21 protein-coding genes are annotated in these 22,826 nt (G+C 73.1%); 6 read left to right on the top strand and 15 right to left on the bottom strand.

The features are described 5' to 3' along the window. Positions 1-183 precede the first annotated feature (183 nt). Positions 184-1,743, bottom strand: coding sequence for a D-alanyl-D-alanine carboxypeptidase/D-alanyl-D-alanine endopeptidase (gene dacB / locus FM076_RS18855; RefSeq protein ID WP_173872190.1), 1,560 nt, complete (start codon positions 1,741-1,743; stop codon positions 184-186). Positions 1,744-1,941: 198 nt separating this feature from the next. Between dacB and FM076_RS18850 the strand changes: the two genes are divergently transcribed. Beyond that, positions 1,942-2,430 (top strand): inorganic diphosphatase, encoded by a 489-nt coding sequence (locus FM076_RS18850; RefSeq protein ID WP_173874852.1) that lies wholly within the window; start codon positions 1,942-1,944, stop codon positions 2,428-2,430. 205 nt (positions 2,431-2,635) lie between these two features. Here the strand turns inward: FM076_RS18850 and FM076_RS18845 are convergent, their stop codons facing one another. The 8 genes from FM076_RS18845 to FM076_RS18810 form a co-directional block, all read right to left on the bottom strand. Next, positions 2,636-4,288, bottom strand: coding sequence for a threonine/serine exporter family protein (locus FM076_RS18845; RefSeq protein WP_173872189.1), 1,653 nt, complete (start codon positions 4,286-4,288; stop codon positions 2,636-2,638). Positions 4,289-4,748: 460 nt separating this feature from the next. Further along, positions 4,749-5,510 carry a TipAS antibiotic-recognition domain-containing protein gene (locus tag FM076_RS18840; RefSeq protein ID WP_173872188.1) on the bottom strand — a complete coding sequence of 254 codons (762 nt, stop codon included), beginning with the start codon at positions 5,508-5,510 and terminating at the stop codon, positions 4,749-4,751. Between the two features lie 154 nt (positions 5,511-5,664). Then, on the bottom strand, positions 5,665-6,498 hold the full coding sequence (locus FM076_RS18835) for an ABC transporter permease (protein WP_173872187.1): 834 nt from the start codon (positions 6,496-6,498) through the stop codon (positions 5,665-5,667). Next, entirely contained in the window at positions 6,495-7,505 is a 1,011-nt protein-coding gene (locus FM076_RS18830) for an ATP-binding cassette domain-containing protein (protein WP_173872186.1), read from the bottom strand. The genes FM076_RS18835 and FM076_RS18830 overlap by 4 nt, the downstream gene beginning before the upstream one ends. Positions 7,506-7,604: 99 nt before the next feature. Beyond that, entirely contained in the window at positions 7,605-8,210 is a 606-nt protein-coding gene (locus FM076_RS18825) for a PadR family transcriptional regulator (protein ID WP_173872185.1), read from the bottom strand. A 76-nt stretch (positions 8,211-8,286) separates the two neighbouring features. Further along, positions 8,287-8,859: a DinB family protein gene (locus FM076_RS18820; protein WP_173872184.1), complete on the bottom strand. Its 573-nt coding sequence runs from the start codon at positions 8,857-8,859 to the stop codon at positions 8,287-8,289. A 192-nt stretch (positions 8,860-9,051) separates the two neighbouring features. Further along, positions 9,052-10,509, bottom strand: coding sequence for an aldehyde dehydrogenase family protein (locus FM076_RS18815; RefSeq protein WP_173872183.1), 1,458 nt, complete (start codon positions 10,507-10,509; stop codon positions 9,052-9,054). 56 nt (positions 10,510-10,565) lie between these two features. Continuing rightward, positions 10,566-11,438 carry a helix-turn-helix domain-containing protein gene (locus FM076_RS18810; protein ID WP_243274567.1) on the bottom strand — a complete coding sequence of 291 codons (873 nt, stop codon included), beginning with the start codon at positions 11,436-11,438 and terminating at the stop codon, positions 10,566-10,568. 303 nt (positions 11,439-11,741) lie between these two features. Here FM076_RS18810 and FM076_RS35335 point away from each other — a divergent pair, with 303 nt between their 5' ends. After that, on the top strand, positions 11,742-12,506 hold the full coding sequence (locus FM076_RS35335) for an ATP-binding protein (protein ID WP_428814919.1): 765 nt from the start codon (positions 11,742-11,744) through the stop codon (positions 12,504-12,506). Here FM076_RS35335 and FM076_RS18800 read toward each other — a convergent pair. Next, positions 12,469-12,708 (bottom strand): DUF397 domain-containing protein, encoded by a 240-nt coding sequence (locus FM076_RS18800; RefSeq protein ID WP_173872181.1) that lies wholly within the window; start codon positions 12,706-12,708, stop codon positions 12,469-12,471. The genes FM076_RS35335 and FM076_RS18800 overlap by 38 nt on opposite strands. Before the next feature lie 194 nt (positions 12,709-12,902). On the opposite strand from FM076_RS18800, the gene FM076_RS18795 reads away from it, so the two are divergent. Both FM076_RS18795 and FM076_RS18790 read left to right on the top strand, forming a co-directional pair. Continuing rightward, positions 12,903-14,933 (top strand): ABC transporter ATP-binding protein, encoded by a 2,031-nt coding sequence (locus FM076_RS18795; protein ID WP_243274566.1) that lies wholly within the window; start codon positions 12,903-12,905, stop codon positions 14,931-14,933. Positions 14,934-15,096: 163 nt separating this feature from the next. Further along, positions 15,097-16,242 carry a rod shape-determining protein gene (locus FM076_RS18790; protein WP_173872180.1) on the top strand — a complete coding sequence of 382 codons (1,146 nt, stop codon included), beginning with the start codon at positions 15,097-15,099 and terminating at the stop codon, positions 16,240-16,242. Positions 16,243-16,323: 81 nt separating this feature from the next. Here FM076_RS18790 and FM076_RS18785 read toward each other — a convergent pair whose 3' ends face one another. Then, positions 16,324-16,794: a Crp/Fnr family transcriptional regulator gene (locus tag FM076_RS18785; protein ID WP_173872179.1), complete on the bottom strand. Its 471-nt coding sequence runs from the start codon at positions 16,792-16,794 to the stop codon at positions 16,324-16,326. 117 nt (positions 16,795-16,911) lie between these two features. Between FM076_RS18785 and FM076_RS18780 the strand changes: the two genes are divergently transcribed. Beyond that, complete coding sequence (locus tag FM076_RS18780) at positions 16,912-17,133, top strand: DUF2277 domain-containing protein (RefSeq protein WP_173872178.1); 222 nt, start codon at positions 16,912-16,914, stop codon at positions 17,131-17,133. Positions 17,134-17,199: 66 nt separating this feature from the next. Here FM076_RS18780 and FM076_RS18775 read toward each other — a convergent pair whose 3' ends face one another. The 4 genes from FM076_RS18775 to FM076_RS18760 all read right to left on the bottom strand — a co-directional run bounded on the left by FM076_RS18775 (position 17,200) and on the right by FM076_RS18760 (position 21,231). Then, the gene (locus FM076_RS18775) at positions 17,200-17,757 is read right to left on the bottom strand and encodes a MarR family winged helix-turn-helix transcriptional regulator (RefSeq protein ID WP_345945436.1); all 558 of its coding nucleotides are present in this window, start codon (positions 17,755-17,757) and stop codon (positions 17,200-17,202) included. Between the two features lie 232 nt (positions 17,758-17,989). Further along, complete coding sequence (locus FM076_RS18770; RefSeq protein WP_173872177.1) at positions 17,990-18,448, bottom strand: carboxymuconolactone decarboxylase family protein; 459 nt, start codon at positions 18,446-18,448, stop codon at positions 17,990-17,992. Between the two features lie 234 nt (positions 18,449-18,682). Further along, complete coding sequence (locus FM076_RS18765) at positions 18,683-20,095, bottom strand: carbohydrate-binding protein (protein ID WP_173872176.1); 1,413 nt, start codon at positions 20,093-20,095, stop codon at positions 18,683-18,685. A gap of 149 nt (positions 20,096-20,244) precedes the next feature. Beyond that, positions 20,245-21,231: a LysR family transcriptional regulator gene (locus FM076_RS18760; RefSeq protein WP_173872175.1), complete on the bottom strand. Its 987-nt coding sequence runs from the start codon at positions 21,229-21,231 to the stop codon at positions 20,245-20,247. Between the two features lie 130 nt (positions 21,232-21,361). Here FM076_RS18760 and FM076_RS34690 point away from each other — a divergent pair, with 130 nt between their 5' ends. Further along, the gene (locus FM076_RS34690; protein ID WP_173872174.1) at positions 21,362-22,765 is read left to right on the top strand and encodes an ANTAR domain-containing protein; all 1,404 of its coding nucleotides are present in this window, start codon (positions 21,362-21,364) and stop codon (positions 22,763-22,765) included. Positions 22,766-22,826 lie beyond the last annotated feature (61 nt).

The raw sequence follows: 22,826 nt of genomic DNA, 5'->3' as shown, positions 1-22,826 counted from the left end.
CCGCCCCAGCCGGGTCGCGGTCGAGACCGCGAGATTCCAGTCGACCATCTCCACACCACCGAGCCTCGTCATTCCTTCACCGTACGTGCAGCACGCGCCCCGCGGGAGGCGACCGGAGGACCACGCGTCCCCTAGGGGCACCCGCCCGGGTACCCCGGCCGGCCGTCGTGACCCGGCGGCCGGTCAGCCGGTGGAGGGCGAGTCCCGGCAGCCGCAGTTGGCCAGGGCTGAGGCGAGGTCGTCGAGCGACTCCTGCGCCGCGTCCCGGCCCGGTGCCCCGCTCGTCATGAACGCGAAGGCGAGCATCCGTCCGTCGGCGTCCACGACCGTGCCCGCCAGCGTGTTCACCCCGGTGAGGGTGCCGGTCTTCGCCCGGACGAGGCCCGCACCCGGCTCGCCGCGCTCCCCGCCGTAGCGGGCGCCGAGGGTGCCGGTGAAGCCGGCGACGGGCAGCCCGGTCAGTACGGGGCGCAGCGCCGGCCTGTCCGGGTCGGCCGCGAGGGTGAGCAGCCGGGTGAGCAGCGCGGGCGAGACGCGGTCGGTGCGGTCCAGGCCGCTGCCGTCGTGGAACCGGGCGCCCTCGACCGGCAGCCCCAGCCCCCGCAGTGTCCGCTTCACGGCGCGGCCGGCGCCCGCGAAGCCGGCGGGTTCGCCCTCGGCCAGCGCGGTCTGGCGGGCGAGTGCCTCGGCGATGTCGTTGTCGCTGTGGGTGAGCATCCGCTCCACGAGGGCGCCCAGCGGCGCCGACCTGTGGACAGCCAGCTTCCGGGCGTCCTTGCCCGCCTTCCGACGCTCGGGGGCGCCCTTGGGGGAGACGCCCGCCTCGCGCAGCTCGTCCGCGAACCGCCGGGAGGCGTCCCGGGCGGGGTCGGCGGTACGCGGCGCCGGGCCGTGGTCGCTCTTGTCGGTGCGGCCCTCGTTCACCATCAGCGGGGTGACCCGCGCGATGTTCTCGTTGGGCCCTATGGGGTGCTGGTCCGTGCCCCGGTAGCGGGAGGTGTCGTAGCCGAGGGTCACCGTGCGCACGCCGCGCTTCCTCAGGGCCCGCGCGGTCCGCTCGGCCAGTCCGTCGAGGTCCTTCGCGCGGAGGGTGGGGTCCCCGCCCCCGACGAGCGTGACCCGCTCGCCCTCCACGACCACGCGGGTGGCGATGCGGTAGGTCTCACCCCGCGCGGACAGCGCGGCCACCGCGGTGGCCAGCTTGATCGTGGAGGCGGGTGCCGAGACCTCGGCCGCGTCCTGGGAGAACAGCTGCCGCCCGGTGACGGCGTCCACGACGGAGGCGTGGCGTACGGAGCCGAGCGAGCCGTCCTTCAGGAGGGGCTCCAGGGTGTCGGCCAGCGCCGAGGTGGTGGGCGGCGGCACCTGCTGGGGCCGGGTGCCGCCCTGCCCGCCGGCGCCGTCCTGGGGGCCGCCCTCTCCCCCGCCCCGCCGCCGCGCGGGGCCCGTCTCGGCGAGCACCTGGGGGGCGGTGAGCGGTGCGCGGTCCTCGCCGGGCGTGTGGTCCCCGCCACTTCCCGGCCCCGGGCGGGCCGCCCGTACCCGCTCGGCCGTACGCTGACCCGAGTCCCACGGCCCCGCGGCGGCCACCGTCGCGAGTGCGATCACCAGTCCGAGCGTGGCGGAGGCGGCGGTCAGCCGTGCCGTCTGCCGCTGGTGCGGGGCTGCGGCCCGCCAGCGCCGTCGGGCCGCGGCGCGGACCCGCGCCGCCGCGCGGGCCGCCCGGTTCGCGGTGTCACGCATCCGGGATGCGGTGTCACGCACCCAGGATCTCGCGGTGTCACGCACCCGGGATGCGGCGTCACGCACCTCGACCAGCCCCTTTCGCGAGCACACATGTGCGTGGGGGACACTTAATCACCAGACTGGAGTTCTTCTGGGGGACGGCCCCCAGGGCACACGAGTGCTGATCTCATCATGATCTATACGGAGGAGCCTCCCTTGGAGTTCGACGTCACCATCGAGATCCCGAAGGGCTCGCGGAACAAGTACGAGGTGGACCACGAGACGGGCCGCATCCGCCTCGACCGTCACCTGTTCACCTCCACCGTGTACCCGGCGGACTACGGCTTCGTCGACGGCACCCTGGGCGAGGACGGCGACCCGCTCGACGCGCTGGTGCTGCTGGAGGAGCCCACCTTCCCGGGCTGCATCATCAAGTGCCGCGCCATCGGCATGTTCCGTATGACCGATGAGGCCGGCGGCGACGACAAGCTGCTGTGCGTGCCCGCCTCGGACCCGCGGATGGAGCACCTGCGCGACATCCACCACGTGAGCGAGTTCGACCGGCTGGAGATCCAGCACTTCTTCGAGGTCTACAAGGACCTGGAGCCCGGCAAGTCGGTCGAGGGTGCCAACTGGGTCGGCCGCGCCGAGGCGGAGGCCGAGGTCGAGGCCTCCATCAAGCGCCTCGCCGCCGAAGGTCACTGAGACCTCCCTCTCGTGGCTCCGGCCCCTCTCCACGCGGCCCCGCCGGGGGCGTGCGGAGAGGGGCCGGAGCCACGCGGGCCGGAAGTCGCGAGGGCCGGAGCCACGCGGGCCGGAAGTCGCGAGGGCCGGAGTCGCGAGGGGCACAGCCCGCGCGGGACGGAGCCGCGCGGGGGCTCGGGGCCGCGCGGGGCGGGGCCGTGAGCCGTCAGAAGCCGCGTGTGCGCTTGGCCGCGCGCCGCCCCGGCAGGGGGGTCTCCTGGCCGGGTGTCTTGATGAACAGCCGGGCCAGCTCGCCCCCGAGGTTGACCCCGATCGCGATGGCCAGCGCCACCGCCCCCGCGGTCGCCAGGTGCTCGAAGCCCCTGTTCACGTCCTCCTGGGCGATGTTCAGCAGCCCGAAGTAGGTGTTGCTGCCGGGCAGCAGCGGCCCGATCGCTGCGGTGATGTACGGCAGCGAGGACGAGAACTGGTACCGGGACATCAGCTGGCCGAAGAGGCCGACGAGCCCGGCCGCCATCACGGTGGCGGGCACCGGCTTGACGGCGGCCGTGGTCAGCGCCCCGTAGATCAGCCAGGCGACGCCCCCGTTCAGCGTGGCCAGCAGGATGGTGTGCCGTTCCTGCTGGAGCAGGACGCAGAAGGCGAGCGCCAGCAGCATCGAGGCGAACAGCTGGATGACGGGCCGCCCGTCGCCGTGGTGGACGACGTCCGGGGCGAGCTGGACGTGCAGCCTGTCGCCGACGTAGAGCACCAGCAGCACGCCGCACACGATGCCGACGATCAGGTAGACGACCTCCAGCAGCCGGGCCGCCGCGGTGATGTAGAAGCCGGTGAGGCCGTCCTGCACCGCCGCCACCAGCGCCCGCCCGGGGATCAGGGCGAAGAGGCCACCGGTGATGACCGCGGACGCCTGGATGCGCATGTCGGTGTGCTGGGAGAGCAGCGCGACGCTCACCCCTATCGCCGCGGGCGGCATCGCCGCGGCGGCGAACTGGTAGAACTCCGGCAGACCGCGCCCCGCGCACAGCCAGGCGAGGCGGTCGCCGAGGACGGCGCCGAGGGCTGCCAGGAAGAAGACCAGCGCGTCGCCGCCGACCAGCAGCGAGGCGGCACCGGAGAGGGCGCCGCTGGCCACGCTCAGCGCCCACTTGGAGTAGGGGTGCCGGTTGCGGCGCATCTCCGCGAGACGCCGGTATGCCTCCTCCAGGGTCACCTCGCCCTGGGTGATGTCGGCGACGAGGCCGAAGACGGAGGCGAGGCGCGTGTAGTCGGTGCCGCGCCGCCGCACCGTCCTGCTGAGCGTCACCGGGTCGTCCACCAGCGAGGGCTGGTGTGTGATGGACAGCAGGGTGAAGGTGACCTCGGGCTCGGTGCGGTCGAGCCCGTAGGCGTGGGCGACGCCGAACATGGCGGCCTCGACGTCCTCGGCACCCTCGCCGCCGGCCAGCAGCAGCTCCCCGATCCGGAGCGTCAGGTCGAGGACGCGGGGCACCGGCGGGGTGCTCTCGGACTCCTCGACGCGTGCCGGGCGCTCGGGCACCGGCCGTTCGGCGAGCGGCATCCGCACCAGGGAGCGCATCCGGTCCTGCCAGGGTGAACCGGGCCTGGCGAGGGGGCCGACGACGGGAATGCCCTCGGGCGGGGTGAAGGCGTTGCTGTAGTCGGTCTGCTGGGGGGCCTTGAGCCCCTCGGGCAGGGTGAACTCGGAGGTGGGGTGCTCCTCCTCCGGCACGGGGGGAAGCGGCACGCCGAGGGGAGGGGTGAACGCGCTGCGCGCGTCGTCGGAGGACGGCCTGGCGTCCTCCGGCTCACCGGCCTGTTCTGCGGCGTCGCCGCTTCCCTGGGGCTGCCCCACCACGTTCGTTCTGCTCCTTACCTTCTCGCGCTCTACGCGCGGTACGCCTCACGCCTCCAGCAGTGCCACACGACGGACGTGGTGTCCAAGTGTGCCGGTTGCATGTGCCGGAAGCGCGATACCTCACAGTGGAGCATGCGGTGTGACCCTCCCCCCAAAGGTCCCCCTGTCCAGGGGAATTAAAAGGAACGCGGCGGCCACGGCCGGTGTGACATGCGGGACCCGACCCGTCAGATGCAGCCGTGCGGCGCAACGGGGGGCACGGCGAGGCGGCGCGGAGGAAGGCGCGGACGGGGCCGGACGGGTCCCGGCGGCCCGGACAGCGGGGAAGCCGGACCGCCGGGAAAGGCATGGAAGGCAGGAAAGGCTGGGAATCGGAACAGCCGGAACGACCGGAACAGCCGGGGCGCCTGCGCCCCGGCTGTTCCGGTCGTTCCGCTCGGCCCGTCGTGCGGGCCGCCGCTCAGGCCTCGGCGCGGGCCGCGTTCGCGACGATCGCGTCGCGCAGGTAGGCCGCGAGGCCCGGGCGGATCGCCTCGTAGGTGGCGGTGAAGCGCTCGTCCTGGACGTACATCTCGCCGAGCCGTGTGTGCATCTGGTGGTCGCACTCGTAGCTGGTCCGGGAGAGGAAACGGCGGTGCTCCTCGGCGAGGTCGAGCACCTCGGGGGCGTCGGCCGGCTCGCCGGCCGCCAGCCGGTCGGCGAGCGCGCGGTGGATGCCGTCCATCTCCCGCATCAGCCCCTTCCACTCCTCCTTGGTGTACGACGCCGCGCGGCGCTGGGACTCCTGCCAGGCGGCCGTGCCGCCCCAGCGGCGTTCCGCCTCCTCCCTGTACTCGTCGGGGTCGAAGTCGCCGAAGACCTCGAACTTCTCTTCCGGGGTGAGATCGATGCCCATCTTGCGTGCCTCCATGGCGCGTTCCACGGCGGCGGCCATCTGCGTCAGCCGGTCGATCCGTGCCGTCAGCAGACCGTGCTGACGGCGCAGATGCCCGACCGGGTCGGCGTCGGGATCGTCCAGCAGCACGGCGATCTCCTCCAGCGGGAAGCCCAGCTCCCGGTAGAAGAGGATCTGCTGCAGCCGGTCCAGATCGGCGTCGGTGTAGCGCCGGTGTCCGGCCGCCGTGCGTTCGCCTGGTACCAGCAGTCCGATCTCGTCGTAGTGGTGCAGTGTGCGCACCGTGACACCGGCGAAGCCGGCGACCTGCCCGACGGCGTGGCCCACGTCCGCCTCCTTGCTCGCTTATGGGAGTCCACGGTGCGTCCTCACGCCGCGTGAGGTGCAAGCCCCGTCTCCGCGTCGGTGTCCCGTTTCCGCGTCGGTGTCCCGTTTCTGCGTCCGTGTCCCGGTGCGGAGGGCGCCTTGTTTCCTCCAGGTCTCACCGCCCCATGTTCACGTACCGGCGCACCGCCAGCGGGAAGAAGACGGCGAGCAGCAGCAGGGGCCAGGCCAGGGCCAGCAGCCAGGCGTGCTCGGCGGCCCAGGTGCCGCCGCCCCACACGGGGTTGCCGAACAGTTCGCGCACGGCCCGCGCGGTCGCCGACATCGGGTTCCAGTCGGCGATCGCGCCCATCCAGCCGGGCATGGTGGAGGGGGAGGTGAAGACGTTGGAGAAGAAGGCGACGGGCCACACCAGGATCTGCACCGCCTGCACCATCTCCGGCCGGCCCGCGACCAGTCCCAGGTAGACGCCCACCCACAGCATGGCCAGGCGCAGCCACAGCAGCAGTCCGAGCGCCGCGGCCACCTCCAGGGGGCTGCCGTGCCAGCGCCAGCCGACCAGCAGTCCGGACAGGACGAGCACCACGAGTCCGAGGGCCGACTGGAGCATGTCGTGCGCACTGCGTCCCACGAGCACCGCGGACCGCGCCATGGGGATGGAGCGGAAGCGGTCGATGACGCCCTTGTTCAGGTCCTGGGTGAGCGCCACCATCGTGGATTCGAGGCCGAACGCCATGGTCAGCGCGAACATGCCCGGCACCAGGTAGTCCTCGTAGCCGTCGATGCTCATCCCGCCGCCGATGAAGTAGACGAACATCACCAGCATCATCAGCGGGAACGTCAGATTCATGACGACCTGGACGGGGCGCCGCCGCCAGTGGACCAGTTCGCGGCGGGTCATCGTCCAGCAGTCGGCCAGAACGGTGCCCGGGTTCGGGAGCGGGGCGGGGGCCGGGACGGGAGCCGGGGGCCGGGTCCGGGTCGTGCTCATGCGGTGCCCTCCTTGGTGGCCGGTGCGGTGGCCGTCGCGGCGGTCGGTGCGGTGGTGGCTGTCGTGTGCAGGAAGACCTCGTCCAGGGTGGGGCGGCGCAGGGCGATGTCCTCCGCCTCGATCCCGGCCGCCTCCAGTGCCCGTACGGTCTCGGCGAGGGCCGCCATCCGGTCGGTGACCGGGGCGCTGAGCAGCCGCCGGTCCGTGTCACGGGACACCTCGGCGGCGCGCGCCGCCATGCCGACGAGCGAGGCCGCCGCCTCCAGCCGGGCGGGGTCGCGGACGACGACGTCGATCCGGTCGGCGCCCAGCCGCGTCTTCAGCGCGTCCGGACTGCCCTGGGCCACGACGCGGCCCGCGTCGAGGACGGCGATGTCGTCGGCCAGTTGGTCGGCCTCCTCCAGGTACTGCGTCGTCAGCAGCACCGTGGTGCCCCCCTCCACCAGGGAGCGCACGGCGCTCCACACCTCGCCCCGGCCGCGCGGGTCGAGGCCCGTGGTCGGCTCGTCGAGGAACAGCACCCTCGGGCCGCCCCTGTGTTCGCTGCCGATGAGGCACGCCGCCAGGTCGAGGCGGCGGCGCATGCCGCCGCTGTAGGCGCTCACCGGCTTGCGCCCGGCGGCGGCCAGGTCGAAGCGCTCCAGCAGGTCACCGGCGCGGGCCGCCGCCCGGCGGGCGCCCAGGTGGTAGAGGCGCCCGAACATCTCCAGGTTCTCCCTGCCGCTCAGCTCCTCGTCCAGGGCCGCGTGCTGGCCCAGCAGTCCGATCCGGTGGCGCACCTGGTCGGGCTCCGCCGCCACGTCGAACCCGGCCACCCGTGCCCGGCCCCCGCTGGGCCGCAGCAGCGTGGACAGGATGCGCACCGCTGTCGTCTTGCCCGCCCCGTTGGGGCCGAGCAGACCCTGGACGGTGCCGTTCGGCACGGTCAGGTCCAGTCCGGACAGTGCCTGCTTGGTCCCGTACTCCTTCCGCAGCCCCTCGACGAGGATCGCGTCGCCGTCGGTCATGCGTCTCCTCCCGCCCCTTCTGTGCGGCTAGTCAAAATTGACTAGCCGCACAGAAGGTAGCGCGGAAGAGCGAGGTGGTCAAACTTGATTAATGGCGCCTCAGAGCGGCGGCCGGTCCGTCAGGACGCTGAGGTCGCGCTCCCCCTCGCCGGCCATGACGAACGCGCCCTTCTCCAGGCGGGCGATCAGCTCCCGGGCCCAGGCCGCGTCGCTGTCGGCGGTGTGGACCCACAGCTTCATGATCTCGCCGATGTGGCCCCACTCCTCAGGCGTGCTGTCCTGGAGGCTCCAGCTCGCCGTCACCTCGTTGCGCCAGCCCTCCAGCGCGGCCACCCGCCGCCGCAGCAGCTCGACCGCCTCGTCACGCGACAGGTCCACCAGGAAGCCGACGGCCGAGGTCAGCAGCTCCTGCTTCTCATGGGTGGCGGTCAGGGCGTGCCGCAGGAGGCGGAAGAACTCCGCCTCGCCCGCCTCGGTGATCTCGTACTCGGTCCGGGGCGGGCCCCCCGCCGTGCTGGGGGCGATGTCGTGCGCGAGCAGCAGGCCCTGCTTGGCGAGTTGCTTGAGCGCGTGGTAGATCGATCCCGGCTTGGCCGTGGACCACTGGTGCGCACCCCAGAACTCCAGGTCGTTGCGGACCTGGTAGCCGTGCGCACGCCCCCGCAGGCGCACATCGCCCAGCACCAGCAGCCGGATCGCCGACATCGCTTCCCCTGCTCCGTTGAGTCGTCCGTCCTGTTCCCGGCTCTGGTCAAGTTTGACCAGAGCCGGGAACAGGAGGCTACTCCTGGCCGCCCCAGGCCGACCAGTCGGGCTCGGGCATCGCGCCGGTCTCGAAGACCAGGTCGAAGGCGCCCTTACCGTCGATCGCCTCCCGGATGATGTCCGCGTGCCCGGCGTGCCGCGCGACCTCCTCGATCAGGTGCAGCAGCCCCCAGCGCCAGGAGAAGTCGCCACCCTCGTGCCACGGGGCGGGCGGAATGACGAACGTGTCGTCGAGCGAGGGCACGGCACGGACCGCCTCCTCGGTCTCGGCCGCCACCCGCTCGCTGTCCGCGAGCAGCTTCTCGATCGTCTCCTTCGGGGCGGGGGAGAAGTGGGTCTCCCACTCCTTCTTCTTCTCCGCCTCGTCGATCTCGATGCCCTGGAAGGTGCGCAGCCAGCCCCGTTCCACGAGGGTGATGTGCTTGAGCAGGGCCAGCAGCGACAGTTCGCTGGTCGTCGGCGTGCTGCGCGCCTGCTCCTCGGTCAGCCCGTGCAGGGCGCGGCGGATTCCACCGCGCTGGGCCTCCAGATAGGCCAGAAGAGCACCGCGCTCGTCCCCGCGCGACTCGGCCTCCACCACTACCGGCATGCTGCTCGCCACCTCTCTGACGCACACCTTCGGGTCTCCCCGCTGCTGACCTCACGGTAGGCGGCCTTGCGGTCAGCTCCTGTCCTCGACCGTCGGCGTCCGGCGCCCGGCACCCGGCACCCGGCACCCGGCGAAACGGAAAGCCCCGGCCCCGCTCGGGGGCCGGGGCTTCCGGAAGAGCCGTTCCCGTCCTCAGAACGGGAACGCGCTGCGGCCTCGCTGGATGGAGAGCCAGCGGGTGGTGGTGAAGGCGTCCACGACCTGGGGTCCGTTGAGGCGGCCGAGACCGGAGAGCTTCTCACCCCCGTAGGGGACGGTCGGCTCGTCGGCGACGGTCGAGTCGTTGACGTGCACCATGCCGGCGTCGATCCGGCGGGCCACCGCGACACCCCGTTCGATGTCGGCGCTGTGCACGGCGCCGGCCAGGCCGTAGGGGGTGTCGTTGGCGACGTGGACGGCCTCCTCGTCCCCGTCCACCGGCAGCACCAGGGCGACGGGGCCGAAGATCTCCTCGTGCCGCAGCGGGGAGTCACCCGGCAGGTTCGTCAGCACGCTGGGCGAGACGAGGTTGCCCCGGGCGGAGCCGTGCAGCAGCGCGGTGGCGCCGTCGGTGAGGGCCTGCTCGACGATGGCGGTCACCCGCTCGGCCTGGCGGGAGTTGATGAGGGGGCCGATGTGCGTGGCCGGGTCCTCGGGGTCGCCGACGACGAGCCCGCGGACCCGCTCGACGAACTTGGCGGTGAACTCCGGCTCCACGCGGCGGTCCACGATCAGCCGGTTGGCCGCCATGCACAACTGCCCCTGGTTGACGAAGCGGCTGTAGACGGCGGCGTCCACCGCGTAGTCCACGTCCGCGTCGTCCAGCACGATCAGGCCGCTGTTGGAGCCGAGTTGGAGGATCACCCGCTTGAAGTTCCGCCCGGCGACGGTGGCCACGTGCCGGCCGACGCGGTCGGACCCCGTGAACGAGATCACCTTCGGCACCGGGTGCTCGATGAGGGCGTCGCCGATCTCCGCGCTGTCGGTGATGACGACGTTCACCAGTCCCGGCGGCAGCCCCGCGTCCTGGAGGACCTTGGCGACCAGGGTGCCGCCGCAGACCGGGGTGGACTGGTGCGGTTTGAGCACCACGGCGTTGCCCAGCGCGAGCGCGGGCGCCGCGGACTTCACGGCCAGCAGGAAGGGGTAGTTGAACGGGGAGATGATCCCCACGACCCCGACCGGGTCCCGGTAGACGCGGTTCTCCTTGCCCTGCACCGAGGAAGGCAGTATTTCGGCGAGCGGCGTGAGGGCGAGTTGCAGCGCTTCCCGGAAGAACTCCTTGACCATGTGGATCTCGAAGGCCGCCTTGAGCCGGGTGCCGCCCAGCTCCGCGATGATGGCCTCGGTGATCGCGGTCTCGTTCTCCTCTATGACCCGGATCGCCCGCTCGAAGACACGTCTGCGGGTGTAGGGGTTGGTGGCTGCCCATTCACGCTGGGCCCGTTCGGCGGCACGGTAGGCCTCGTCCACCTCGTCGCGGGTGGCGACGGTGATGGAGGCGAGCTTCTCCCCGTTGTACGGGTTGAAGTCGATGATGTCCCAAGAGCCGTTGCCGGGACGCCACTCACCGTTTATGCACTGGAGTGCCAGATCCGTGAAATAGGACATGCCATTCCTTCTGGGGGTTGAAGGAGATGCTGCTGGCTGGTCATCGTACCGGCCGGTCACAGGAGTTGGCGGATCCGAGACAGGTGATCCCGGGTGTGTTCCGGAGAAAGGCTGATATCCACCAGCCGCCGCAGCACATGGTCGTACTGTGCCACCTCGTCCCGCTTGTCCAGGTACAGCGCACTGGTGAGCTGTTCGAGGTAGACGATGTCGTTGAGGTCGGACTCGGGAAAACGCAAAAGAGTGAACGCACCGCTTTCCGCCGGGTGACCGCCCAGCTCGAACGGAACGAGGTGCAAAGACACGTTGGGCCGCTCGGAAATTTCCGCGAGATGCCTCAACTGGGCGTCCATGACCGCTCTTCCCCCGTAGGGGCGGTGGAGCGCGGCCTCGTCGAGCAGGCAGATCACCTCCGGGGCGCTCTCCCCCAGCAGCAGCTTCTGCCGCTCCAGGCGGAGGGCGACCCGGCGCTCGATCTCCTCCTCGGCCAGCGGGCGGTGGCCGGCCGTGACGACGGCGTGCGCGTACTCCTCGGTCTGCAGGAGTCCGTGCACGAACTGCACCTCGTAGGAGCTGATCTGCGAGGCCGCGCCTTCGAGCCCGACGTAGGTCTGGAACCAGGTGGGCAGCACATCGCTGTAGTTGTGCCACCATCCGGCGACGCTGGAGTCCCGGGCGAGGGAGAGCAGGGGCTCGCGCTCGGCGTCCTCGGTTACACCGTAAAGAGTGAGCAGGTCCTCCACGTCACGCGCCTTGAAGCTGACGCGTCCCAGTTCCATTCGGCTGATCTTGGACTCGGAGGCGCGGATCGAATAGCCCGCCGCCTCCCTGGTGATCCCGCGCGCCTCCCGCAGCCTTCTGAGCTGCGATCCGAGCAGGATCCGGCGGACCATGGACCCACTGGAGCCGCCCGCTCCCTTGGATCCCATGGTGCCGCTGTGTGCCGGTTCTGTTGCCATTCCGATCAGCCCTCCACCCCTGCTCGAGGGGAAGTGTGCCATCTCCGCGCTCCGTTGCGTGCCCACCCGATTACACACGATCGAAAGTCTCGCGTGCACGTGCATCTGCCCTTGCATCTGCCGTGGGCATTGGGAACCATGGGGAGGGCACAAGTGGACCCGCCGGCACGGTAGTTGGCCTCCGGGTGCACTGTGGCGCCCGCACCTGCGGGGAAGCACGGCCGACAGGATCCGCACAGGATCGACACTGCCGACTGACGCTGGGAGTGGCCCTTGTTGGGGACCGAAGGACCGATGGTGCTGGAGCCCTTATGGGAGGGGCTTCCCACCCCGGACGCCGCGTCGGTCTCCGGGTCCGCTTCCTGTGCGCTCCCACCGCACTACCGATCCGTCTCCAGCGCGCGGGACTTCACCCGCAGGACGCTCCGCCGCTGGGACCTGACCGAAGAGTTCGACGACGTGGCGCTGGTGGTCACCGAGTTGGTGACCAACGCCATGCGGCACGGCCTCACCCCCGGCGCCGATCACGGGGCGGCGTCGGGGGACGAGGGCGACCCGCCGGTCCGGCTGCATCTGATGCGCTGGTCGGGCCGGCTGGTCTGTGCCGTACGCGATCCCAGCGATCGGCCGCCCGACGTGACCGCCGTACGGCGCGCCACGACCGGGACGGCGCACGGGGGCTTCGGTGACCGGGGCGGACGCTTCGACCACGGGGGCCGTGAAGACCACGGGGAAAACGGGGGTCACGGGGGAAACGGGGGCATCGTGAACGCCGTTGACGCGTGGCACGCGTCAGGCGCCCTGGACCCTCTCGCGGGGACCGGGGCGCCCGGCTTCACGGTGGAGTCCGGCCGGGGGTTCGCGGTGGAGTCCGGCCGGGGGCTGTGCCTGGTCGACTCCTTCAGCGATTCCTGGGGCTGGCACCTGCTCGCCGGTCCGCTCGCCGGGAAGCTCGTATGGGCACTCTTCCGGGTGGATCGCCGGGGCAGGGACGCGGGCGTCAGTGACCCATCAGGTCGTCGAACTCGCCGTCCTTGACGCCGAGGATCATGGCCTCGATCTCCGCGGGCGTGTAGACCAGCACGGGCCCCTCCGGGAAGCGCGAGTTGCGCATCGCGACCTCGCCGCCGGGAAGCCTGGCGAACTCCACGCACGACCCCTGCGAGTTGCTGTACCGGCTTTTTCGCCAGACGGCCCCCTGGAGGTCCCTGGCGGCCATGCCGTTGTACGCGTGAGGCACTTGGATCTCCTGGAAGGTTTCCGGCGAGGGTAGGGCGGACTGGACAGTGGCGGCGTGGGGCCGACTTCCCGGGATCATAACTTCGTTCACGTACCGATGCATGTGCCGATGCACGTGCACGAACAGGTGTCGCGCGTTCACCCCTGCGGGTGGAGTATTGACTTGAACTTCGCTTCAAGTTCTAGCTTCGCTCCATGAGCATGGAGATGACGGCATGGAACGCCCTCTACACCTCGCGCCACGCCCACCAGGACCAGCATCCCTTCTCCGCGGCCACGGTCCGCCGCATCCTCCGCTTCGCCCACCGGCACCACCGCGCACTGGTCGCGTTCCTGCTGCTCAGCAGCGTGCTCGCGGGTCTCACCGTGGCCACCCCGCTGCTCGCCGGCCGGGTCATGAACGCCATCGACCGGCGCGAGGGCACGGGTCTCGTGGTCCTGCTGGCCACCCTCATCGCGGCCATCGCGCTGGCGGAGGCCGCGGTCGGCATTCTGACCCGCTGGCTGTCCGCGCGCATCGGTGAGGGCCTCATCCTCGATCTGCGTACCGCTGTCTACGACCACGTACAGCGTATGCCCGTGGCATTTTTCACCAGGACCCGCACCGGGGCGCTGGTGAGCCGGCTCAACAACGATGTGATCGGCGCCCAACGCGCCTTTTCCTCCACTCTTTCGGGGGTTTTCAGCAATCTCGTCACGCTGCTGCTGACGCTCGTGGTGATGCTCAACCTCTCCTGGCGGATCACCCTGCTCACGCTCGTCCTGCTGCCGCTGTTCGTCCTGCCCGCGCGGCGCATGGGGGCGCGGCTGGCGCGCCTGGAGCGGGAGCGTGCCGACCACAACGCGGCGATGAGCACGCAGATGACCGAACGCTTCTCCGCACCGGGTGCCACCCTCGTCAAACTGTTCGGGCGGCCGGAGGAGGAGTCGGCCGAGTTCGCCCGGCGCGCCGACCGCGTCCGCGACATCGGCGTGCGCACCGCGATGGTGCAGGAGATCTTCTTCACCGCGCTGACCCTGGTGGCGGCCCTCGCGCTGGCCCTCGTCTACGGGCTCGGCGGCTCCTACGCGCTGCGCGGCAGCCTGGACGCGGGTGCGGTCGTCTCCCTCGCCCTGCTGCTGACCCGCCTCTACGCGCCGCTGACCGCGCTGGCCGGCGCCCGCGTCGAGGTGATGAGCGCGCTCGTCAGCTTCCAGCGGGTTTTCGAGGTGCTGGACCTCAAGCCGCTGATCGAGGAGAAGCCGGACGCCGAGGAGGTTCCGCGGGGCCCGGTCTCCGTCGAGTTCGAGGACGTCCACTTCGCCTACCCCTCCGCCGAGAAGGTCTCCCTCGCCTCCCTGGAAGAGGTCGCCACGCTCGACACCCGGGGCGGCGAGGAGGTGCTGCACGGCGTCTCCTTCCGCGCCGAACCGGGGCAGATGGTGGCGCTCGTGGGCTCCTCGGGCGCCGGCAAGTCCACCCTCGCCTCGCTGGCCGCCCGCCTCTACGACGTGGACGGCGGCGCCGTGCGGCTCGGCGGGAAGGACGTGCGCGACCTGAGCGCGGCGGCGCTGCGCGCCACGCTGGGCATGGTCACCCAGGACGGCCACCTCTTCCACGACACCATCCGCGCCAACCTGCTGCTGGCCCGTCCCGAGGCCACCGACGAGGAACTGTGGTCCGCGCTGCGCCGCTCCCGCCTCGACGGGCTGGTCGCCGCCCTGCCGGACGGGCTCGACACGCTGGTCGGCGAGCGCGGCTACCGGCTCTCGGGCGGCGAACGGCAGCGGCTGACCATCGCCCGGCTGCTGCTGGCCCGCCCCCGCGTCGTGGTGCTGGACGAGGCGACCGCGCACCTGGACTCCACCTCGGAGGCCGCCGTGCAGGAGGCGCTCGGCGAGGCACTGACCGGGCGCACCTCGCTGGTCATCGCGCACCGGCTGTCCACCGTGCGGGCCGCCGACCAGATCCTCGTCCTGGAGGAGGGCCGGATCGTCGAGCGGGGCACCCACGAGGAACTGCTCGCCGCGGACGGACGGTACGCGCAGCTGCACCGCACCCAGTTCAGCCAGCACCCCGGCACCGGGCAGCACCCCGGCACCGGTCAGCACCCCGGCCCGGGGCAGGGCGCCGGCGCCGAGCAGGGGCCCGGCACCCAGCAGGGGCCCGGCGCCCAGCAGGGGCCCGGCACCGGTCGGGGCCCCGCGGCCGACGGGGAGGGAGCCCAGGTCGGGGCCGTCGTCTGAGGGGCTCACCCGGGCGGGCGCGCTCGGCGCGCGCCCGGTCGCGGACCGGCACAGGCTGAGCGGTGGGCCGTCCCCCGCGGACGGCCGGCCGGTCCCCGCGCGGTCCACGCCCGTCGCGCCGCCGACCACGCGCCACCGCACCGTCCCGGAAGGACACGACGCCATGAGCTGCTCCGATCTGGAGGCCCTGACCCGCTGCTCCGTCGCCGTCGACCTGGGAGCCGCCAGGACCCGCGTCCACGCCAAGGGAGCGGGGCTCGTCGTCGACCAGCCGTCCGTCGTCGCCGTGAACACCCGCTCCGGCGCGCTGATCGCGGTCGGTGACGCCGCCGAACGCATGGACGGGCGCACCCCGCAGCACATCCGGGTGGTGCGGCCCGTCTCCGGGGGCACGGTGCGGGACATCGACATGGCGCGGCGGATGGTGCGCGCCCTGATCGACGAGAGGCTGCGGCGCCTGCGGCGGCGCCGGGTGATGACGCACGCCGTGGCCACCGTCCCCCACGACGCCGACCCGCTGGCCTGCCGCGCCGCGGTGGAGACGCTGACGGGCGTGGGGGCGCGGCGGGTGGAGCTGGTGGAGGCCCCCATCGCGGCGGCGATCGGCGCGGACCTGCCGGTGGCGCGTCCCGAGGCGGCGATGGTGCTGGTGTGCGGGACGACCACCACGCAGGTCGCGGTGGTCTCCCTGGGGGCGGTCGTCGCGGGAGGGACGGTGAGCCTGGGCGGCGACACCATCCACCAGGCCGTGGTGCAGTTCCTGCGCAACCGGCACGAGCTGCTGCTGCCCAGCGGCGAGGTGCGCCAGCTCCATCTGCGGCTGCTCGGCGGCCAGGGCGTCGGCGGCGGCCCCACGGGCTCGCCCGACGTCCAGGGCCGGGACGTGGTGACGGGGCTGGCCCGTACCGTGACCATCGATCCGGAAGAGGTGCGCGGTGCCATCCGGACGCCGCTGACGGGCCTGCTGGACGCCATCCGCCAGGTCCTCAACCGCTGCCCTCCGGACCTGGTGGCGGATCTCGCCGAGCGGGGCATGGTGCTGGCGGGCGGCAGCGCGCAGCTGCCCGGCCTCGCGGAGCAGCTGCGGGAGCACACCGGCATGGCCGTGCGGGTGGCGGACGAACCCGCGCTGAGCGCGGTGCGGGGGCTGGCCGCGCTGATGACCGGCGAGTACCTCGCCGGGGCGGGGAGCGGTACGGACGCACGCGCGCCCGAGGCCGGACCCGCGTACGAGGGGCTGCCCTCGCGGGAGCCCCTGGCGGGGCCGGCCGCGGAAGCACTCCCCGTACCCGGACAGGACCTGGGCTGATCGCCGGCAGCCGAGGGGGACACCGGCCCCGGGCCGCTCCCCGCAGCGGTTCGGGCGGGCCTCGGCGTTCCCGTGCGGCACTCAGATGGCGCCGGCCGCGCGGTCCTTCGGGGCGTAGGGGCTGAACAGGTCGACCAGTCGGGAGCGGCAGCGGTGGAGGCGGTCCCCCATCACCGCGGCGATGGCGCGTGTCATCGCCAGTCCCAGCTCCTTGTCCTCCTCGCAGAGCACGCGCACCGAGTGGGCGTCGAACTCCAGCGCGCGCACGGGGCTGTCCGCCTGGGCGCCGAGGCTCCATATGTACGGTTGGAACATCCAGGACCAGCCGAGCAGTTCGCCGTGGCGGACATGGTCGATGGCCACGTCCCGGTGTCCTGGTATGTGCATGGCCAGCGTCGCCGAGCCGGTGTGCAGGATCCAGAAGCGGTCGGCCCTGGTGCCTTCCTCGAAGATCTGCTCCCCGGCGTCGAAGTGCACTTCGCGTCCGAGGCCCCGCACCCTCTCGCGCTGCTCAGGGGTCAGCTCGCCGAGCAGCCCCGTCGTGGTCTGCATGGTCCGCCCTCCCTTCCGGGAACAGAGCGACGTATACCCACGTCACGGCGTTTTCGAGCGTACCTCGCATCACCCGGACAGGCGAGTAAAAGGCAGACGGAACGTACCGTCGGAAGTATGTGCAGAAGCATCAGGACGCTGCGTCCGCCCTACGCCGAAACCGTCACCGAGGACGACATGCGGGCCGCCGCCCTCCAGTACGTCCGCAAAGTGTCCGGATTCCGGACGCCCGCCGCGCACAACCAGGCCGCGTTCGACGAGGCCGTCGAGCGCGTGACCTGGGCGACCAGGCAGCTGCTGGAGACCCTGGAGGTGAGGGGCGCCGGCGCCGCCCGCTGAGCCGCCGGGAGGCGCCGGCCGCCGAGCCGCTGGAGAGCGGGGGCACCGCCCGCTGAGTCGTCCGGCTCAGCGCCCCCGACGCGTGCCCTCCCTGCTCTCCAGCAGCCGCAGCAGCTCGCCCAGCACCTGGGCGAGCTGGTCGCGCTGCTCATCCGCCAGGCCCGAGAGCAGTGAGCGCTCGTAGGCGATCTGCTCGGGCATGATCCGGTCCACCAGCTCCCGGCCGCCCGCGGTGAGCGACAGGTGTGCCACACGGCGGTCCCGGTCGTCCGGACGGCGTGCGACCAGGCCCTTCTCCTCCAGCGTCCGCACCCGCTTGGTGACGGCCGTGCCGGAGGCGTAGGTCTCCCGAGCCAACTGGCCCGGCGTCAGCTCGCGGTCCTCCCTGCGCAGGGCGCTGAGGATGTCGAACTCGGCGCGGGAGAACCCCTCGTGCGCCAGCGGCGCGTCGGACGCCTGCCGCAGCAGGGCCGCGCACCTGGTGAGCCGGCCGATCACCCCGATGGGTCCGGTGTCGAGACCGGGCAGCACCCGCTGCCACTGGCCGAGCACCCTGGCGACCACGTCCCCGGCGTCCCCCGCGTCGCCGGGGCCTGTCCCGCCCCCCGTGCCCGTCCCCTCCACCGCGTCCACCGCGTCCGGCCGGTCCGGCCGCTCCGGCCGCTCCGGCCGGTCCGTCGCTCCCGGTTGTCGCGTGCGGCCTCCGTCCGTCTCGGCTCTCTCACCGGGTGGGGTCTCTCCCGGCACGTGCTGCCCCTCTCGCCCGACCTCTCGTCTCCCGTTCACCGCTCAATTCTGCCGTCGGGGGGCACGGCACGGCGGGAGCGGGCCCCGCCGGGTGCGGGAGGGGCGGCGCTCAGTAGAGCTTCGCGCCCGCGGGCTGCCGGGTGGGCACGTTGAACCGGTTGAACAGGTTGGTGAGGCCGATCATCAGGAGCAGGCCGGCGAGCTGCTTCTCGTCGTAGTGCCTGGCCGCCTCGTCCCAGATCTCGTCGGGGACCGGGTCCGTACGGTCGGCCAGCCGGGTCGCCGCCTCCGCCAGGGCGAGCGCCGCGCGCTCCTCCTCCGTGAAGTACGGGGTGTCGCGCCAGGCGGCCACCGCGTGCAGGCGCTCGTCGGTCTCCCCCGACTCGCGCGCGCTGCGCACGCCGTAGTCGACGCAGAAGCCGCAGCCGTTGATCTGGCTCGCGCGCAGGTGGACCAGCTCCAGCGTGGCCTTGGGCACCCCGGACCCGTGGGCGGCCTTCATCAGCTGCTGGATGGGCTGCACGCCGTCCGGCAGCAGGGACGCGGGGTTGGCGATCCGTGCGGTCATGGTGCGCTCCTCGTCTCGTTCAGGTGCCGCCAGGGGCGGCGGTGCGCTGTACCGCCAGGGGCGGCGGTGCGCTGTACCGCCAGGGGCGGCGGTGCGTTCTTCACCCGTACGACGGAGCGCGCGCGGCGGATGTGACATGCGGGCCGGGCCGGATCCGGATTTTTTTCATGGAGCCGCGCCCGGCCCGGGCAGGAGCAGGGCCCGGGGCGGGCGCGGAGCCGAGGGGTGGCGGGGTCAGACCCGGGTCCACAGGGAGGGGGCGTCCTCGGGGTTCCAGCCCGGCTGCGCGGTGTGGGCCTGGACGCAGCGGTAGGTGGCACCGTTGTAGGTCACCTGGTCCCCCACCGCGTACTGGGTGCCCACCGCCCAGCTGCCCTCGGCCGGCGGGTCGGTCGGCGGGTCCGTCGGGCCGCCGCCCCCGCCGGTGACGAGGGTGAGGCCGTACGCCTGGAGCGCGGGGTTGACCGGGTAGTAGTACGTGGTGCCGCCGCTGCCGCAGTTGCCGGAGCCGCCGGAGGTCATGCCCTGGGCCTGGTCGCCGGAGAGGAACGAGCCGCCGGAGTCGCCCGGTTCGGCGCACACGTTCGTGCGCGTCACCCCCGAGACGGTGCCCTGCGGGTAGGTGACGCTGGTGTTGTGCTGCTGGATGACGCCGCAGTGCCAGCCGGTCGTCGAGCCGGAGCGGCACACCGAGGCGCCCACCGGGGCCTGGGTGGAGCCGTTCACCGTCACATCGCCCCTGCCGTACCCGTTGACGAGGGGGCGCGGGGTCCAGTTGCCGTTGGTGGCGACCCAGGCGTGGTCGCGGCCGGGGAAGGTGGAGCCCTGGAAGGTGCCCTGCGCCTGCTGGTCGTAGCCGGAGGTGGTGGTGCCGGCGGTGCCGCAGTGCCCGGCCGTCACGAACCCGCCCTGGCCGCCCCGGGTGACGGAGAAGCCGAGGGAGCAGCGGCCGCTGCCGTTCATGTAGTACGCGTCGCCGCCGCGCAGGCCGGCGAAGGTGCGGGGCCTGGCGTCGGTGCGGCGGAGCGTGACCTGGTCGCGTTCGACGCCCGCGCGGCGCAGGAAGGCGCGGGCCGCCGGGGAGGAGGCGGCCTCCACGACCACGTCGTTGCCCCGGACATCGGCGTACCAGACGCGGACGCCCGCCGGGTCCGCGCGGTCGGCGGCACGGTCGAGGGCCTCGCGCACCCGGTCGAGGGCGCGCAGGTCCCGCTCGACGACGCGTGCGGTGGCACCTGCCTCGGTGATGCGGCGCGCTTGTGCCGGGTCGGTGGTCGCCACGGTGGTGCGGGCCGCGGTCTTCCCGGTCACGTACGCCCCGGCGAAGCTGTCACCGAGCGCGGAGCGCAGCTTCGCCGTGGTGGCGGCCGCCTCGGCCTCGTTGGCCAGCCGGGCGCGGGCCTGCCCGGTGGTCAGTCCCAGGTCGCGGCTCATGGCGCGGAGCAGGTCGGGGTCGGGTGCCTCGCCCCGGGATGCGGCGGCCGGGCGGGGTGCGTGGGTGCTGGACGCCTGGGCGGCGCCGGTGAGGGAGGGTAGGACGAGGCCGGCCGTCGCGACGGTGGCGGCCGCGGTCGCCGCGAGGCGGCGGCGGGTGGCGGCGGGTCTGCGGGGAGAGGGCGGCGGGCAGGAACTCGCGGGCGGTGCCATGGAGTTCTCCTCGGGGTGGGGCGCCCCCGGTGGGGTCAGGGGCGGGGTTGGCGACACCGTAGACCGGCGCCGTCGCGCCCCGGACCTCTCAGCCTGCCCCCTCCCACGGCGTTATGGCGCGCGTGCTCACGGGGTTATGGCGCGCGTGCTCACGGGGCCGGTGAGGCGGCCGGGGCGGGGTGGGCGCGGCGCCAGCGGACGTAGCTGGGGCTCAGCCCGGCGGCGCTCTCGTGGACCGCGCGGGCGTGCGCCAGGGTCTCCCGCGCGGTGTGCGCGGCGGGTGAGTCCGGGTGCCAGCCCAGCACGTGCCGCCACATCAGCGGGGAGCCGGCCAGCGGCCGGGTCACCAGGCCGGGGGTCGGCGGGAAGGTCGCCCGGCACAGGCCGACCGCGCGCCCGACCTGCACCAGGTGGACGCAGGAGGCGGTGTCCGCCTCGTAGACGGCCCGCGGGGTGAATCCGGCCCGGGCGCAGGCCGCGGCGAAGCACTCGGCGAAGCAGCCGTCGCCGGGCACGTTGGTCCAGCGGGCCTCGGCCAGGGCGCCGAGCGGCACCTCTTCCTCACCGGCGAGGGGATGCCCCTCGCGGAGCATGACGAACACCGGATCGACGGCCACATCCCGCCAGACGATCCGCTCCCCCGTGCCGGAGGACGGCGGCGGGCTCTGGCCGCACACCCCGGTGAGGGCGTAGTCGATCCGGCCCTCGGCCACCAGGCGGCCCAGTTCGACGGCCGACCAGGACGTCCAGGTGGTCACGGTCGCGCTCGGGTGCGCGGAGGCCAGCCGGTCGACGAGGCCGCCGAGGAGAGGGCCGTGGGTGCCGCCCAGCCGGAAGCGGACCGGCCCGCCGCGGCCCGTGTGCCGGGTGCGGCTCAGCCTGCGGGCCTCCTCCTGGAGTTCGGCCACCGCGGGAACCAGCACCCGGGCCCGCTCCAGCACCAGTTCCCCCAGCTCGGTGGGGCGCACCCCGTGCGGCCCCCGCACGAACAGGGCGCCGCCCAGCGCCCGTTCCATCCGCTTGAGCTGTGCGCTCAACGCGGGCTGCGCCAGCCCTAACCCGGTGGCCGCCCGCGTCAGACTCCCCGCCTCGGCGATGGCCGAAACGACCTTGAGGTGTCTGAGTTCCAGTTCCATGCCCATACGGTGGAGCGGCGGACCGGCACCCACAAGGGGTGTGGGAGGCCCGAGCTGCGGGGCCGTCCACCATGATGAGTACTGTTGTCGTGGTGCAAGTGTCCGCGCGGGGGAGGAAGAAGGGCTGAACATGGTCAGCACGGACGCCGAGCCCGGCGCCGTCCGGACGGAAGTGGTACGGCTTCCCGGCGGCACCGGCCTGTGGGTCGTACGGGCCGAGGGAGGCATACGGGACGCCGGTCACCCCGCGCTGAGCGCCGCCGCGAACCCCGCCCCCGGGTGCACGGCCGTGGTGCTCGACCTCGCACTGGTGCCGCTGGTCTCGGCAGCGGGCGTGCGCGCCCTGGTCTCCTGCGCCCACGACCTGGCCGAGCGCGGCAGCCGGCTGCTGACGGCCACCCCCGACGAGGTGGTGGGCCGCCTGCTGGCCGCCGACGGCGCCCTCAGCGTGGTGCGCGACGTCGGACAGGCCGCTGCCGCCTGCGTTCCCGCCCTCCACGGCGCCGGGGCCGGTGGTGGCGGCGGCGGTGGCAGCGGTGGCGGTGGCGGTATTGGTGCTGGTACTGGTCCCGGTGCCGGTGGCACTGCCGGTGCTGGTATCGGAACCGGAACCGGAAACGGCCGGGCCGGAGCCCCTGGGACCGCGGGCGCGGCCCCCGCCCGCCTCCCCGGCCCCCGCACCGGAACGGGTGACGGGTCCGGCGCCGGGGCCAGGGCCGACGCCGACGCCGGCTCCGAACTGGCGCGGCTGCGGCGGGAGGTGCGGGACCTGCGGGCCAAGGCCCGGACGCACCCGCTGGTCTCCCGCGCCCAGGGGATCCTGGAGGAGCGCTACCGCCTGCCGGACGACCGGGCGGCCTTCGCGCTCATGGAGGCCAGCTCGCAGCGGTTCAACGTCCGGCTGCGCACCCTGGCCACCGCCGTCGTCCTCGTGCCCCGCCCGCGCACGCCGGACGGCGAGTGGTTCCCGGGGCGCGAGCGCCGCTCGCCGCCCGCGCTGGCGTTCGCGCCCGGCCTGCGCGCCGCCTCGGCCAACACGGCGGAGGTGCTCTCCGCCGTCCTGCGCCGCAGCATGGAGGTCGCCGAGACGACGATGGGCAACGTGCAGCTCGTCGACCCGGTCACCGGGGACCTCCGGCTGGAGAAGCACGCCGGACTGGACGAGGACTTCGTGGAGTTCTTCGACCGCGTCGGCAAGGACAGCACCTCCTGCGCGCTGGCCGCCCAGCACGGCACCCGCGTCACCGTCACCGACGTGGCCACGGACGAGGTGTTCACCGAACCCGCCCGGCAAACCATCCTGGCGGCGGGCAGCCGCGGCTGCCACAGCACACCGCTGCTGGCGGCACCCGGACGGCTGGAGGGCATCGTCTCCACGCACCACCCGCGTCCCGTGCGGGCCCTGTCCCCGGCCCAGGCCCGGGAGCTGGACGTGATCGGCACGCAGGCGGGCCAGTGGCTCGACTGGTACCAGCGCACCGTGGTCCTCGACGCCCTGGAGGACCTGCACTTCGCGGGGAGCACCTGGAGTTAGGCGCCGCCCGGCGCGGCCGTCACCGGTCAGGCGCCGGGCGCGCGTTCTCCCCGCCGGGGCC

The organism is Streptomyces albus subsp. chlorinus, from assembly GCF_013302895.1.
Taxonomy (GTDB): Bacteria; Actinomycetota; Actinomycetes; order Streptomycetales; family Streptomycetaceae; genus Streptomyces; species Streptomyces chlorinus.
The sequence above is the reverse complement of the archived record's forward strand: the minus strand, read 5'-3'. Positions and strand labels throughout refer to the sequence as shown.